15 protein-coding genes and 1 pseudogene are annotated in these 15,443 nt (G+C 38.6%); 3 read left to right on the top strand and 13 right to left on the bottom strand.

Annotation, left to right across the window (positions count from 1 at the left end):
* Positions 1 to 5: 5 nt before the first annotated feature.
* The 6 genes from mutS to IGK53_RS00685 form a co-directional block, all read right to left on the bottom strand.
* Positions 6 to 2,651 carry a DNA mismatch repair protein MutS gene (mutS, locus tag IGK53_RS00710; protein WP_002309792.1) on the bottom strand — a complete coding sequence of 882 codons (2,646 nt, stop codon included), beginning with the start codon at positions 2,649 to 2,651 and terminating at the stop codon, positions 6 to 8.
* Positions 2,635 to 3,051, bottom strand: coding sequence for a YlbF family regulator (locus tag IGK53_RS00705; protein WP_002348044.1), 417 nt, complete (start codon positions 3,049 to 3,051; stop codon positions 2,635 to 2,637). The genes mutS and IGK53_RS00705 overlap by 17 nt, the downstream gene beginning before the upstream one ends.
* Positions 3,026 to 3,823 (bottom strand): TIGR00282 family metallophosphoesterase, encoded by a 798-nt coding sequence (locus IGK53_RS00700; RefSeq protein ID WP_002290518.1) that lies wholly within the window; start codon positions 3,821 to 3,823, stop codon positions 3,026 to 3,028. The genes IGK53_RS00705 and IGK53_RS00700 overlap by 26 nt, the downstream gene beginning before the upstream one ends.
* 413 nt (positions 3,824 to 4,236) lie before the next feature.
* Positions 4,237 to 5,010: a Cof-type HAD-IIB family hydrolase gene (locus IGK53_RS00695; protein ID WP_002309794.1), complete on the bottom strand. Its 774-nt coding sequence runs from the start codon at positions 5,008 to 5,010 to the stop codon at positions 4,237 to 4,239.
* Positions 5,011 to 5,029: 19 nt separating this feature from the next.
* Positions 5,030 to 5,665 carry a DNA alkylation repair protein gene (locus tag IGK53_RS00690; protein ID WP_002312395.1) on the bottom strand — a complete coding sequence of 212 codons (636 nt, stop codon included), beginning with the start codon at positions 5,663 to 5,665 and terminating at the stop codon, positions 5,030 to 5,032.
* 28 nt (positions 5,666 to 5,693) lie between these two features.
* Positions 5,694 to 6,545: a formate/nitrite transporter family protein gene (locus tag IGK53_RS00685; RefSeq protein WP_002316577.1), complete on the bottom strand. Its 852-nt coding sequence runs from the start codon at positions 6,543 to 6,545 to the stop codon at positions 5,694 to 5,696.
* 261 nt (positions 6,546 to 6,806) lie between these two features.
* On the opposite strand from IGK53_RS00685, the gene rpsD reads away from it, so the two are divergent.
* Positions 6,807 to 7,418: a 30S ribosomal protein S4 gene (gene rpsD, locus IGK53_RS00680; protein WP_002294265.1), complete on the top strand. Its 612-nt coding sequence runs from the start codon at positions 6,807 to 6,809 to the stop codon at positions 7,416 to 7,418.
* 138 nt (positions 7,419 to 7,556) lie between these two features.
* Positions 7,557 to 8,096, top strand: coding sequence for a biotin transporter BioY (locus IGK53_RS00675; protein ID WP_002309798.1), 540 nt, complete (start codon positions 7,557 to 7,559; stop codon positions 8,094 to 8,096).
* A gap of 74 nt (positions 8,097 to 8,170) precedes the next feature.
* On the opposite strand, the gene IGK53_RS00670 is transcribed toward IGK53_RS00675, so the two are convergent.
* The 6 genes and pseudogenes from IGK53_RS00670 to IGK53_RS00645 form a co-directional block, all read right to left on the bottom strand.
* Positions 8,171 to 8,680, bottom strand: a complete 510-nt coding sequence (locus IGK53_RS00670) for a QueT transporter family protein (RefSeq protein ID WP_002309800.1) — start codon at positions 8,678 to 8,680, stop codon at positions 8,171 to 8,173.
* 333 nt (positions 8,681 to 9,013) lie between these two features.
* The gene (locus tag IGK53_RS00665; protein WP_002312393.1) at positions 9,014 to 9,775 is read right to left on the bottom strand and encodes a 3-oxoacyl-ACP reductase; all 762 of its coding nucleotides are present in this window, start codon (positions 9,773 to 9,775) and stop codon (positions 9,014 to 9,016) included.
* A complete protein-coding gene (locus tag IGK53_RS00660) occupies positions 9,772 to 9,993 on the bottom strand; it encodes a DUF2829 domain-containing protein (protein ID WP_002290506.1) in 222 nt (73 codons plus the stop codon). Before IGK53_RS00660 ends, IGK53_RS00665 begins: the two co-directional genes overlap by 4 nt.
* Positions 9,994 to 10,012: 19 nt before the next feature.
* A pseudogene (locus IGK53_RS00655) lies at positions 10,013 to 11,593 on the bottom strand (helix-turn-helix domain-containing protein).
* Positions 11,593 to 12,294 (bottom strand): LrgB family protein, encoded by a 702-nt coding sequence (locus IGK53_RS00650; RefSeq protein WP_002309803.1) that lies wholly within the window; start codon positions 12,292 to 12,294, stop codon positions 11,593 to 11,595. Before IGK53_RS00650 ends, IGK53_RS00655 begins: the two are co-directional and overlap by 1 nt.
* Positions 12,287 to 12,697: a CidA/LrgA family protein gene (locus IGK53_RS00645; protein WP_002312390.1), complete on the bottom strand. Its 411-nt coding sequence runs from the start codon at positions 12,695 to 12,697 to the stop codon at positions 12,287 to 12,289. Before IGK53_RS00645 ends, IGK53_RS00650 begins: the two co-directional genes overlap by 8 nt.
* Before the next feature lie 327 nt (positions 12,698 to 13,024).
* On the opposite strand from IGK53_RS00645, the gene IGK53_RS00640 reads away from it, so the two are divergent.
* Positions 13,025 to 13,759 carry an MIP/aquaporin family protein gene (locus IGK53_RS00640; protein ID WP_002290500.1) on the top strand — a complete coding sequence of 245 codons (735 nt, stop codon included), beginning with the start codon at positions 13,025 to 13,027 and terminating at the stop codon, positions 13,757 to 13,759.
* A gap of 92 nt (positions 13,760 to 13,851) precedes the next feature.
* On the opposite strand, the gene IGK53_RS00635 is transcribed toward IGK53_RS00640, so the two are convergent.
* Positions 13,852 to 15,150, bottom strand: a complete 1,299-nt coding sequence (locus tag IGK53_RS00635; RefSeq protein WP_136653320.1) for a helix-turn-helix domain-containing protein — start codon at positions 15,148 to 15,150, stop codon at positions 13,852 to 13,854.
* Positions 15,151 to 15,443: the final 293 nt, after the last annotated feature.

Here is a 15,443-nt window from a genome sequence, read left to right as displayed (position 1 = left end):
TCTTCCTACAGTTGTTTTTGTAATTCATATAATGTGTTTAGTGCATCCATTGGCGTCATTTCTAGTAAATTTATTTGCTTCAGTGATTCAATGACTTCTGTTTCATTTTCGGATAATTCACCGAATAAAGAAAGTTGTTGGGTTTCTTCTTTGACGCTGTCTTGTATAGGGTCTTGGTTTACTTTTTCTGCAGGTGGTTTTATTTGCTCCTGTTTGGCTGTTTTAGTCTTCTCTCCTATTTCAGCTGGAACAGTATGGTGTCCGTTATCGCCATTTTCTAGCGTATGCAGGATATCTGCTGCTCGCTCAAGTAGATTGGCAGGCAATCCTGCGATTTTTGCCACATGTATACCATAGCTTCTATCCGCAGGTCCATCCATCATTTTATGCAAGAAGACAACTTCTCCGTCTTTTTCAACAGCTCCAACATGGACATTTTTAAGCTGCGGAAGTTCTTTTTCAAGTACCGTCAGTTCATGATAATGGGTAGAAAAGAGTGTTTTTGCTTGTACATGACGATGGATATATTCGATGATTGCTTGGGCCAACGCCATTCCGTCATAGGTTGCTGTTCCTCGCCCGAGTTCGTCAAACAAAATTAAACTGTTTGGCGTCGCATAACGTAGGGCTTGATTGGCTTCCATCATCTCTACCATAAAAGTACTTTGTCCAGCAATTAAGTCGTCACTTGCACCAATTCGGGTAAAAATCCGATCAAAAATAGGTAAAACTGCTTGTTTTGCCGGAACGAAACAGCCCATTTGCGCCATCAGAACAGTTAATGCCAACTGGCGCATATACGTACTTTTACCAGACATATTCGGTCCTGTGATCAGCAAAATCATTTCGTCTTCTGCCATTTCTACGCTGTTAGGGATATATTCCTGATGTCCTAATACTTTTTCTACTACAGGATGTCGTCCGTCTTTGATCAGAAGCTGATGCTTGTCACTGACAAGTTCTGGCCGAACATACTGATAGCGTTCGCTGATTGTTGCAAAACTTTGTAGCACATCTACTGCGCTGATTGCTTTTGCAAGTACTTGTAGCGGTTGGATAGCCTTTTTGACTTCTTCTCTCACAGCTAAAAACAACTGATATTCTAAATCAACAGATTTTTCTTCTGCTTCGAGGATTTGTGTCTCCAATTCTTTTAGTTCTGGTGTGATGAAACGCTCTGCATTTGCTAAGGTTTGTTTTCGTTCATACTTCTCCAGTTCTGCATTCCCAAGATTTGCTTTTGTGATTTCTATATAATAACCGAAAACGCGGTTAAATCCGATTTTTAAGTTCTTGATTCCTGTTTCTTGACGCTCTTTTGCTTCAAGTTCTGCTAGCCACTTCTTTCCGTTTCTCATAGCAGAACGGTACGTATCGAGCTGCTCATTGAATCCATCTTTGATGATGTTTCCTTCCGTTATTTGTAACGGCGGATCATCTTGGATAGCTTGGTCAATCAATTGGACGAGATGGTCCATCGGTTGCATTTCTGAAAGCAGACTTTGCCATTGACCTTGATCAATTCCTTCAATCAACCCTCTGATCATTGGCACTTGTTCTAAAGAAGTTTTCAACTGGATCAAGTCTCGCCCATTGACATTACCGAAAGCTACTCGACCTGCTAGGCGTTCCAGATCATAGACTTTCGTTAATGCTGACTGCAAATCGATACGTTCAAAATAACTGTCTAGCAAAGAAGCGACCATTTCTTGTCTTGCTTTAATTTGTTTTGCCTGGATAAGCGGACGGTCTAGCCATTGTTTTAGTAAGCGGCCACCCATTGCTGTTTTTGTTTCATCTAATAACCATAGAAGGGTGCCGTGCTTTTTCCCAGTCCGAATAGATTGGCTTAATTCTAGGTTGAATTTTGAATAATAATCCATTTTCAAAAAATGATCTGGTTGGTATTCTACTGCTTTTTGGATATGAGCTAAACTCCGCTTTTGTGTCACCGCTAAATAAGTCAATAGTTTACCAGTTGCTTCTTTTTCCAGCGGATCGACTAGTTCACTTGTCAAAAAGCTAAATTCGGCATTTTCTTCCATTTCATTTTGTTGAGAAAAGACTAGCCCTAAACGCCCGCTTAGCTGTTCACGAAGGGTATCAGTGATCTCACTACCTAATACGAGTTCTTTTGTCTGCAATGCAGAGGCTTCATTTAAAACAGCTTCTTCATCATGCAACCGAGCCGTCTTCAATTCTCCCGTACTTAGATCGGCATAAGCAAAGCCAAATTCATTTCCTTGACTAACTACAGCTGTTAAAAAATTGTTGTCTTTTGCCGACAATCCTTTGCTGTCCATGACTGTACCAGGAGTGACTAGCTGAATCACTTCGCGCTTGACCATCCCTTTAGTCGTCTTTGGATCTTCTACCTGCTCGCAAATTGCTACTTTATAGCCTTTTTCAATCAAGGTATCGATATATCCTTGTGCTGCATGGTGAGGTACACCGCACATAGGAATAGGTTCTTCTGCATTTCGATTTCTGCTCGTCAACGTTAATTCCAAAAGCTGTGATGCCTTGATCGCATCTTCATAAAATAATTCATAAAAGTCTCCTAAACGATAGAACAAAAAAGCATCTTGGTATTGTGCCTTGATGCTTAGATATTGTTCCATCATAGGAGTGTTTTTAGTTTTTTGAGGCATGTTTTTCCTCCTCTATTTGTCCATTGATTTCTTCTTGTATCATCGTTGTTAAATGATGAAGCAGATCATCTGCTTCCAACAGCTGTTTTCTATAAGCTATAACAAGCGGATGCTGATCAAATTCTTTCATGAATTGATCCGCTCGCTTGATTGCTTCTTGTTCTGCTGCTGGTTTGTCATAGTGGGCAAAATGAACAGCTTCTTTTTGCGCTTGTTTGATTTTCTCTCTCAACTCAGCTAAATACTGGTTTTGCTGGATCTTTTCTTCAAGTGCTTTGTAGCGAATGATCGTTTCATTTTCTCTTAAAAGTTTTGTCAGTTTCCTTACTTCTTTTTGAATTTCCGGCTCCTGCTGCAAAAAACTGCCTCTCTTTCTACTCCATGAACGGTCGATCCTCATTAATTTGAATCAGCTGGATTTCTTTTGCATGACCTGTCGTATCATCCAATTCTAAGATACAGCCGCTTAAAATCGATCGGCCTTGTTCGACAACTTCAAAACGTTTTGGTAATGCGGTCAGAAACTTTTCGATCACAGGTTCTCTGCGCATACCCAAAATACCATCGTAGGGTCCTGTCATCCCAACGTCTGTCAGATACGCTGTACCTTTTGGCAAAATTCGCGCATCATTTGTCTGGACATGTGTATGTGTACCGACCACTGCTGAAACTTTCCCATCTAAAAACCAGCCCATCGCTTGTTTTTCACTTGTTGTTTCTCCATGAAAATCTACAAAAATGATTGGCGTACGTTTCCTAGCTTCTTCTACTAGTTCCTTCATTTTACGAAAAGGATCATCCAAGTCCACCATGAAAGAACGAGCTTGCATGTTGATTACTGCCAATTCGATCTGATTCACTTTGACAAAGACCATCCCTTGTCCAGGCGTCCCTTCCGGAAAATTTGCCGGCCGAACCATCTTTTTGGCTTCATTTACAAACTCAAAAATCCCGCGGTTGTCCCACGTATGATTTCCCATCGTCACGACATCTACACCGTCTTGCAAAAATTTTTTATAGATTTTTTCTGTGATTCCACGTCCAGAAGCGGCATTCTCACCATTTACGATCGTTACTTGCGGACGATACTTCTTCTTCAACCTAGGAAGATATTCAGTAATCATCTCTCGTCCCATTGAACCTACTACATCACCAATAAACAATACCCGCACACTAAATTCCTCTTCTCTTTTAACATCACTCTATATTATAGTTGTTTTCAATAAGAAAGAAAAGGTCAAACAAAAGGAACACTTTCCTGATATTTCTTAGATTTGAAAAATAAAATAAATAAATGGGACTGTGGCAAAAATCTTGTCACAGTCCCATTTCCCGAATAAACGTTGTTCCATCTGCTGCTTCTTCAGAAATAAGCCGAAATTTTTCAAAAATTTGAGAAACAATTTTCATAAATCTCTTCTTATTACTTGAAACTGACCACTTCTGTAACACCATCTTTCTTAAACGGTGTTCAAAAGCTTGCATCTGCGGTGGTAATAAGCCCAGCCAAACGAAAAATAGGAGGAGCTATTTTTGTTTGGCTGTTCTTATTACTTGATGCAGGACAGCTTTTTCACAACCTCTTTTAAATCACACTTAACTCTTTCAATGCCTTCCAGATGCCATCTTGATCATTTGTATCAGTGACCATCTTGGCTTCTGCTTGTACTTCTGGCACAGCATTCCCCATAGCTATTCCGATTCCTGACATACGCAACATTTCACGGTCATTTTGTCCGTCACCAAAGCTGATAATATCTTCATGCGGGATACCTACTTGTTCTGCTAAGTGTAGGATCGTCGCCGCTTTAGAACCATTTTGGGGAACGACATCTACACTGTTCTCATGCCAACGGACAAATCGAATCTTATCATATGAAGAGAATTTTCCATCATAGGTTTGATCGAAAAATGCTAACGCTTGATAGATTTCTTGTTCCTCTGCAAAAAATTGATCTAGTTCAGGCAAGACAGCGCCGAAAGAATGCATCGCCTCTTCCATCACCGTTACATCATTGGAAGAAGAACGTTTGATATTGTCTAAGCTGACAAAAGCTGTGTCGATCTGTTCATGATGCGCTTCCTGGACGAATGCATCTAACTGTTCGCGATCTAGTAAATTCTTATATACTTGTTCATGGTCTAAAAAACCGGCCGCTCCATTACATAAAATGTAGTTCGTAAAATCCAGATCTCGAATGACTTCTTGCGCATGGAATCGACTCCGCCCTGTAGCAATCGTGACCAGATGACCGGCTTTGCGTAATTTTTCCAATGCTTCTCTCGTGCTATCTAAAGCTTGTTTATTTGAATCTAACAACGTTCCATCAATATCAAAAGCAAATAATTTGCGTCTCATCTCTTGTCGTCTCGCTTTCTTATAAATACTTGCTTGCCTCTCGAACAGCTAACTTGCTCAAATCTGTTGTCAGCTGACTTTTTACCCAAGCAGCATCGGTCTTACTATAATCACGCAATGCCCAACCGATTGCTTTTTGGATAAAGAATTCCTTTGTTTGACGGTCTTCGTCTATTGCTCGAATCAATAGTGCTGTGTCTGTTTGCTGTTTATAACCTAATTGCAACGTGATTGCTATTCGACGCAACCAGAAATCTTCCTTTTTTTCGAACAACTGAAAGACTTCTTTACGTTGCTCTGGATGGACTTTACACCATGTACTGTATACTTTTCTCCAAGAATCGATGCTGTCCCACCATTCTTTTTTCTGGACTAGTGGTAACAATGTAACTAGCTCTTCAAAGGTAAACCGTTTGATGTTTTTTTGGACTAAATCGATCGCCACATACTGATATTCTCTTTCGATTTGTTCATAATAGTAATGAACAAAAGCTAAAACTTCAGAAACAGATAAATGTTTGCTTTCATCCAATAACGGCTGTTGCAAAAGAGCGCGTTCCGGCTTAGGTACTCCAGCAAAAGGAAAGAGATTTTTCATGTACTTTTCCATTTGTAACGCTTTTTCTTCATTTTTTGGAAAAACTAACACTTCCATAGTATTTCCTCCCTTAATGAACGACTTTTTAGTCCACATAGGATGATTTTGATTGATTCAGCCAAGCATAACCCAGTCCCATCACTAAACCGCCACCAATATAATTCCCTGCCAAAGCAAAAAACAAATTATGTAACACATTACTGGCTGTCATTCCATCCATCTGACCATGAGAAGCAAAGTAAGCAAGCGTAAAGGCAGGAAAATTCGCTATCACGTGTTCATATCCTAAAAAAGCAAAAATGAAAATAATGAATACGACCGTGATTACTTTCCCAGCATCCTCTTTCATCCGCATGCTAATCAGTACAGCGGTATTGACAACGATATTCGCAAACATCCCTTCCACCAAAATCGTTGTTGCAGGTTTTGCTAGTTTTACTGCTATTGATTCTAACATAAAGTTGTCCAACGTTAAATCTTGAAATGGCGTAGTCATAGAAATAAGAAATCCACATAACATACCGCCAATCATATTGAAAAAAATACAGGCAAATAGAATCTTGGCTGCCTTACTTAAAGCAAGTCTCTGCCGAAAAACACCCACGGTCATATAAAGCATATTCGATGTTCCTAATTCGGCGTTCATGTATAGAATCATGACCAGCCCCCAGCTGAACATAAATGCGTATAAAATCTTTCCTAGACCGTGCGCGATATCTTCCCCCTTCATCGCAATCGCAAATGCCACAGCCGTTCCTAAAGTCAAAAACAAACAGGCAAGAACCGCTCGAACAGCGTAACGTGAAAAGCTGTTTTCAAAAAGGTTCGCCTTCTTTTCAATTGAAGCATCGATTTTCTCAAATAATGGTGATACCGGATTCATTGATTTTCTCCTTAAACTTCCTTCACTTTTTTCCATTTGCACATACCTTCTCATTTTATAAAGAGAGCCTAGGTTTGTAAAGCGTTTTTACATACTAATTATCTTGACATTCATGGATGATCTATCATATACTGTAGTTTGTGTAAAATAATGCAGCAGAAAAATAATAACTCATCCCTAGTTTGTTGCCCCGTCTCGGGTTCGATTGTGTAACCGCGGCTGCAAAGGTGAAGATTGAAGAACAAACTATATGATTATGAATTTTTCAACGGATTATTTTACTCCAAAAACTTATATTCATTGGAGGAAATTTTAATGTCTCGTTATACAGGACCATCATGGAAAATTTCTCGTCGCTTAGGCATCTCATTGTCAGGCACAGGAAAAGAATTAGCACGTCGCCCTTACGCACCAGGTCAACACGGACCTAACAGCCGTGGCAAACAATCAGAATACGGCATGCAATTAACTGAAAAACAAAAACTTCGTCACATGTACGGAATGAACGAACGTCAATTCCGTAACTTGTTCGTAAAAGCTAGCAAAATCAAAGAAGGTAAACACGGTGTTAACTTCATGATCTTACTAGAACAACGTTTAGACAATGTTGTTTACCGTTTAGGACTTGCAACGACTCGTCGTCAAGCACGTCAATTAGTTAACCATGGTCACATTTTAGTTGATGGCAAACGCGTTGATATCCCTTCATACCACGTAGAAGTGGGTCAAGTGATCTCAGTTCGTGAAAAATCACAAAACATCGTAACAGTAAAAGAAGCTGTAGAAGCAACTGTTGGACGTCCAGCATTCGTAAGCTTTGACGCTGAAAAATTGGAAGGTTCATTAACTCGTTTACCAGAACGTGACGAACTATATCCAGAAATCGACGAAGCTCTTGTCGTTGAATACTACAACCAAAGCTTATAATTTCAAAAGCTTTCTTGAAAAAGGCCGCTATCTATTGGATAGCTGGTCTTTTTTTTATTTTCTATTTACAAAGCAATCACTTTGTTTTACAATTTCGTTAACCAAGAAAAAATATTAAGTTAACGAAAAGAGGGCATTATGAACCGAACATTGAAAGAATTGATACTTGCTGCGGAATTTGCCGCGATTATTTCTGTCCTTTCTCAGATGACCATTCCTTTTGGTTTGGTTCCTTTGACAGGGCAAACATTTGCTATTGGACTGACAGCCACTTTTCTCGGAAGAAAACTGGGATTGATATCTGTTACGGTTTATCTTTTACTGGGTTTGATCGGTCTTCCTGTATTTTCAGGGATGACTGGCGGCATAGCTGTTTTATTTGGTCCAACTGGCGGATATTTGATTGGATTTCTCTTTCAAACATGGCTAACTGGCTGGATGATCGAAAAAACAGACGCTCATTACTTGTACGCAATCTTTGCCAATCTAATGGGTTCTCTTGCCGCATTAGTCTGTGGGACGATCTGGCTGAAGATAAGTGGCGACCTTACTTTTACAACTGCATTTGCCAGTGGGCTGCTGCCTTTTTTACTGCCGGAAGCAATCAAAGCAACTGGAGCAGCCTATATCGGTGTCTTGTTGAAGAAACGGCTAAATCGATTTCTTCGAACGAATTGAACAAAAAAGCAGCATGGAAGAAGACTCAACATCCGGTCTCTTCCACGCTGCCATATTTTAATTTAAACAGATCTTTATTTTGTCAAATCTACTTTTTTACTGATCCAATAAATAATTATCCCACCGACAATCATTGATGCCAATTCTCCTAAAGCAATCACCCACCAATTCAAGAAAAAAGGTAGTTGATATAAAATCGTTAGCTGACCAGCTACTGTAAACATGGAAAAAGCGAATACGCATGCTGTCACAGCCATTTTGATTTTCATGTTTTTGATGCGACTAGTGATTTTATAGTTGATAAGCAATACAATCAGCGTGCTGACGCTTCCTACTACAACATCTATCAGTCCAAGAGGAGAAGCAATATTAGCCAAAGCTACTCCTGCTGTTACCGCAACGATGTATCTTTTGTTATACAAGGACAGATAGTTGAACATCTCCGAGAGACGAATCTGAATCACTCCAAAGCTAAAAACAGACAAAACCAGCGTCACTGCCACATATAAACCAGTGACTAGCGCCATCCAAGTCACATCTGTCGTTGTCCAGCGTTTGGCTGAACGGGTATTATTTTTTTCCATGTTCTATTTCTCCTTTGCAAGATAATTTTATCTTGGTAATGACTGCGACCAAAGGATGGGAAGAAAATTCCAACTGAAGTGCCGCAGAAGGTTGTGAAAAAGCTGCCCTGCAACAAGTAATAAGAACAGTCAAATAAAAATAGCTCCTCCTATTTTCCATTTGGTTGGACTTATTACCGCAGTTGCAAGCTTTTGAACACTGTTTATATTAGAAGGTTGTGAAAAAGCTGTCTGACATCAAATGCCGGGAACAATCATCGACTTTCTTTTATCATCAACCATTTGGTTCTCTCTTTATTTCTTATCATACAGAAGCTTGAAAAAAACACAAGGTTATTTTAGCAACCAGCCACCATCGATTGGAATAATCGTTCCTTGTATATAGCTTGCTTGAGGAGAGGCAAGAAATAATGTCAGCTCCGCTACTTCTTCCGGCTGTGCCCATCGCTTGACTGGTGTTTCATTTGCCACCCACTCTGCCATCTCACCTTTCCCTTCAAAATCAGCCGCATTCATCGGCGTTTGGATGGCTCCTGGAGCAATTCCTTTTACTCGGATCCCCTGCTCTGCGTAATCCAGAGCGAGTTGTTTGGTAAAACCGACGATTGCATGTTTCGCACTTGTATAAGCAATCCCACCTCCGCCAGCAACCAAACCCGCAATCGAAGCCATGTTGATGATTGTTCCGCTTTTTCGGCGGATCATATCAGGAAGGATGATGTTTGTTAGATGATACATGCTTTTCACATTCGTTTCATAAATCAGATCCCACAGCGATTCGTCAGTTTCCATCAAGGATTTGTATGCATCTAGTACCCCCGCAGTATTCAATAAAATTGTAACTTCACCAAAATGATTCTGGCATTTCGATACCGCTTGTTGGAGTTCCTTCCTCTGTCGGACATCCCCTAGTGCGTAGGCAAAAGTTTCAGGAAATCGAAAAGAAAGTTCTTCCATTTTTCCAAATTTTTGATCTAATCCAAAAACAAAGGCATCTTGTTCCAGAAAAGCTTGGGCTTGCGCGGCACCAATACCAGAAGCAGCTCCTGTAATAAATACGACCTGTTTAGCTAAATCTGGATAACGGTTTTTCATTCTACGATCGCCCAATCATCTGCTAAAATATCGCAAACTGTAGGAGCAAAGCTAGAAAAACCTTCATCACTTGTTTTGATCAATAAGTAAGGCGTCACCGGACAGCCATCAAATTCATCATCGGATACGAGAACAACATACAGCTCAAATCCACTCCATCCTTTACGAATAATCTTTGCACCTTTTTTCAATTCTGGTAAAATTTCTTCAAATGTCATCTTTATTCTCCTTTTTTTGTTATTGTTTTGATTGTTTTTGAATCATTTCAAATTTTTGAGATAGCTGAATGTAATCTATCAATTTTAATTCTTCGGTCACAATAAAATAGTCAAGATCCGCCCACGGTTTTCGATGAACTTTACTTGTTGAAATCAGAAGATCTACTTCTCTTCCCCGATAATCCGTTGGTAGAAAAATCAGCTGATAATCATTACGGAAAAACGTCCGTAACCCCTCCTCTAACAGTTGCTCTTCAAATAATGGAAAATCTGTCATCAAGAGAATCGTGATCTTTGGAAGCTGTGGAGTAAAGGCTCCTAATGTTTTAAACACAGTCAGATACCGTCCCATCAAAAACGCATGATTTTTAAACGCCAGATGATTAGGCTGTTTGTGTCTGCTTTCAAAAAAGCGTACTAACCATTGTTTTAATTCCTTGTTTTCAATGACTAAATGATTAATGAAGTCACTACTGTTTCCATCAATCGTTTCTTTTGCGTTAGGAAAAAGATAGGCGAAAAAATGACTACTGAACAAATAGTTTTCTGCCTCAAAGGTCAGATCTTCCGCTGGTAACTCCTGCTCTTCTTGATAAAGAGAAAGAGCTGCTTTTGCTTCAGAAAGAGCTGCAAAAGGCGGTGTTTCTGCTTGTTGATGGAAATCAAAAATTTTCTTCCGTATCTTAGGATCACTATAATATTCTTCACGCGTCATCAGAACAAGAAATAATGCGCCTAATTCGTCTTCTACTTGAAAATAATTAGGAAATACCGGCTCCATGACTTGGCAGAATCGCTGGAACAACAGATTGTCTGCGATCAGCCGTCTTTTTTTCTCATTCAATACCACATAATGCTTCTGTGATTTTCTTAAAAAAAAGGCACCTAGCATGTATTCCAAACGTCTTTTTTTGATTTCATTCAAACGAACGTTGAAAAAAGCCATGATATGTTCTGCCATATTCTTTACGTCCATTTGAGAAATCGTTTCAAACGGCCAGATTTTCCCTCGAAACAACTGCCAGAATGTCATATGCAAGTAAAGTCGAATGATTTCTTCTTCGCCTTGCGCGATATATGTACCTCGTTGCAGACGAATGCCATAAGTTTGCAGTTGCTGTTTCCATTCATTGATTTTTCGATGAGCAGTGGATTCACTAATGTAATGCTTTTGCGCAAATTGGTACATCGTGTGGAATTCTTCAAAAAAAATGTCGTGCAGCAGCTGGAATTTCAGCGTACTTTGCACGAGATAGATCAAAAAACGCTCATGTTCAATCGAATCGAGCGCATCATAAAAGTTATAACCAGAACGGTGATTTTTTGTAAACAAAGGGTGCGTCTTACCGCTAAACTGCTGATAGTTTTTAGACAGCTCGTTTAGGTATTTCGACACACTGCGGGCATCCAGCTGAACAACTTGCGCTAATTGTGTAGCAGTATGCCAAGCTTGATCCTCAAAACTTTCTAGGAGGAGAATCTTATAATATAGATCTTTATCAAATTGTTTAAGATACTCGGAAGACAAATACACGTCTTTCCCTCCTTTTTTATGCTAGAACGTTTTGGTTATTGTAGCATAAAATAGTGGTTTTCGCATCAAAACAAGCCAGCAAAAGGCTGAAAGAATAACGGTAGCAACAAAACGGTCAATATCCCATTTACGCATATCGCAAGCCCTGAAATGATCCCTTCTACTTCGCCAATCTCGATTGCTTTTGCTGTACCGATAGCATGAGAAGTACTTCCTAACGCCACACCGCGAGCAACGGGACTTTCAATCTTGAATAAGCGGAAAATATGAGTAGCGATCAGCGAGCCAAAAATACCTGTAGAGACAACAATTGCAAGAGTCACGGCATTCACCCCGCCCATCGTATGAGACAAATCGACAGAAATAGCCGTCGTTACAGATTTCGGTAGTAATGAGATGACCATCTCTTTATGAAGAGAGAAAAAATAACCGATCCCTACACTAACCAAGCAATTTGCGACTATTCCTGCTAAAATCGCAGCCATTACAGGATAAAAATTTTCTTTCAGCAAACGGAAGTTTTTATAAAGCGGGATGGCAAGTGCCACTGTCGCAGGAGTAATCAGCATAGTCAAAAAATTGCCGCCGATATTATACTCTTTATAGCTGATGCCAGAAAAATGCAAAAATAAGATAATAACAACAATCGATAATACGAGAGGATTCAAAACAGGCAGTTTATATTTCCGCAAAAATTTGTCAGATAATACGTACACTCCTAAAGTCAAACTTAAGCCAAATAATGGATTCACAAAAAACTCAGTCAATTTGATTCTCCTCCATTTCGTTTACAGATACCCTGCTTGCTTTTTTCTTACGGACATAGCCTAGCAAAGCTTCTACCCCTTCTGCCGTTTTTCCCGCTGCGACCATCGTGACGATGGAACACACGACGACTGCCCCCAGTAAAATAGGCCATATCGAAGCGATATCATCGAAATATTCCAATAAACCTACACCAGCTGGAACAAATAAAATAGCTAGATTATTCAATAAAAAATCACCAGTTGCTCCGATTTTTTCAGGATCAACAAGATGCATTTCAAATGCTAAAAATAAAAAAAGAATACCTAAGATACTCCCAGGAATAGGTAAATGAGCAAAAATTCGGATACCTTCTCCTAATACAGAAAAGAAAATAATAATGAAAAACTCTTGAAAAAATTTCATCAAACAACACTCCTTACGTATAGCTTTCATTTTACTAACAAACCTTTTCTGAAAGTTTCAAAACATGCTGTTTCTAAGATACAATTTTTGAGAAAAAAAACGTTTTTTTTTTGGTATATTTATAGTTAAGCTTGGTGATTTGTGGAGAACTTTTAAAAAGAGTTGGAGTTTTGCTGTTGGTCTGGTTTCTTATACGTAATGGAAATCATTTTTTTATTCACATTTGTTAAGACTGCAGAAATCCTTCCGACACGAAACACTGCACCGAGGCTTTTCGTGTTGATGTTTCTTTTTTTTTTTGCATTTTTATAACATTTGGAGGTATTTATGGATTACTCACTAATGACCCGTCTTGCGGCGGAAATGATTGGTACAGCATTACTAATCGTGCTAGGTAACGGTGCTGTAGCAAACGTAGATTTAAAAGGTACAAAAGGATATGGCAGCGACTGGATGCTGATTGCTGTCGGATATGGATTTGGGGTTATGATGCCGGCAATGATCTTTGGCGGAATCAGCGGTAACCACATCAACCCAGCATTTACGATCGCCTTAGCGTCTAACGGATTGTTCCCTTGGGCTGAAGTTGTTCCTTATATCATTGCACAATTGATTGGTGCAGCGATCGGACAATTGATCGTAGTGGCTTGTTACAAACCTTACTACGACCAAACAGAAGATGTAAACCATGTGTTAGGTACATTCTCAACAATCAACAGTGTTGGTTCTAAATTCAATGGTTTCGTCAATGAATTCTTTGGTTCATTCGTTTTATTCTTTGGAGCTTTAGGTATTACAAAAGCACCATTCTTCCAAGATAACCTTGGTACAGCTCACTTAGCACTTGGTTTCCTTGTATGGACATTAGTTGCTTCACTTGGTGGTCCTACAGGTCCTGGCCTGAACCCAGCTCGTGACTTTGCACCACGTCTTGTACACGCACTACTTCCATTGAAACATAAAGGTTCTTCTCAATGGGGATATGCATGGGTACCCGTTGTTGCACCTATCTGTGCTGGTGTCGTAGCAGTATTTTTATATAAATTATTATTTATGGCTTAATTAAAAGCTAAATAAAAAAACTTGGTACAGCGATTGCGTACCAAGTTTTTTTATTTTTAGAAAAAGCAGACGGACTTTCTAAAAGAAATTCACTATTCGATCCTGTCGATGATTTCTTCAGGAAAATCGTCTATTTGCTTGTCAATTTTGCTGTCTTTGTATTTCTCTTCTTGGATAGTCAACAAAATCTTTGTAAGGTTCCCCCAGTCTACTGCTCTTGGCGGATCAAGCCAAACCACTACTTGGGACACACTTTCTTCATATAAATTGTTTCTATTCGTGATTATAACATCCGGAAAATCAGACTTTCCAGCCTCTATCACTTCCGTATTCAGATTAATATACAAACTTAAATTTTTCTTGATAAATCGATTATAGGCAGCACCATAAGAAAAATCGATAATGATTTTTACTGGCTCAGAAACCAGTTGAACGGGTATGTGATTGATCAATAACAATAAATAACTGAAAAAAAGAAAAAATTTATCTTGAAGCAACTCTTTGTGTTTTGACATTAGATCATTCATATACTCTAACAGATAGCAATAAAATGTAGGATAGTTTTGATTAAAAAAAGAAATATCTAGTGGAAATTCATCCGATTTATTAAGGGTATAATGCAAAAGTTTAAAATGTATTTTGGTTAACTCATTTTGGATCGATTTTCTCGTTTCTTTCGGTAACCGTTTGAACCGTTTTTCAAAACTTTCAATGAACCGCTCATTCAACCATTCGATTGTTTCATCTTCTTTTTTCCTCAAATACTTTTGATCTAACTTATCATGGAGATAAAGCCACGAGAGTGTCTTACAGATAAAAACAACTGATTCTGTCTCCAGTACTCCTTTTAGATAGAAAAATCCTATATCTGAGAAAAACAGCGGCTGATTGTTGGCAATATCTAAAGAATCTTCTTGTTCAGACAATAGATTGATTGCTAAAAAGTGGAATAATTTCTTTTTTTCATAAGCGGAAAGAGGATAATACCGATTTAAATTTTTTACCATTTTTTCTGTTTTTATAATTATAGGTAGCGCATACAACTTTTCAACACTTATTTCTGTTGAGTTAAAAAGATTATATAAAAAAAGGCGGATGTTTTTAGGATTTCCTGTCAACTTTCTCTTCTCAAAAAAAATTTGATACTTTTTTAGATTTCTTTTCAGCCCTTGCAATACTTTATAAGCCACAGAATAACTCACATGATGCTGTTCAGCAAAATTTTCTATTGAGATATATTTTTCCTGAAAGAAAGCCAATACCATTTTCATGGATAAAGAATCTGTTATATAGCGAGATAATAGGGCATTACTAGAACTTTTACCATTGATTTCCAAACATATCACCAATTCACTAACAGTTAGACGAAAGTTTTTCTCTAAATCGAACATTTGTAAATCATGTTTTAGCTTATCGATAGTTTTTTTCAAGAGAAATGTCGATAACGATAGTTTCTCTTGAATATCCGAGATTGATTCTGATAAATTTGAGCTTGCTTCTAAATATTTAAGTAATGAATAACTTCTATAATCTTCCTTGCTTAAAAAAAACTCATAATTCATTAGCGATCAGCTCTTTCTACGTATATTGCTGTTTCCATTCCTTCACTGCTACTATCCCTTCTTATTCGTATTTCCTACATCGTCCCAACTGTACGCTACACAAACTGGAGGATCCGTTTATT

The organism is Enterococcus sp. DIV1224 (assembly GCF_050555455.1).
Classification (GTDB): Bacteria; Bacillota; Bacilli; order Lactobacillales; family Enterococcaceae; genus Enterococcus_B; species Enterococcus_B lactis.
This window is presented reverse-complemented; position numbering and strand designations above follow the sequence as displayed.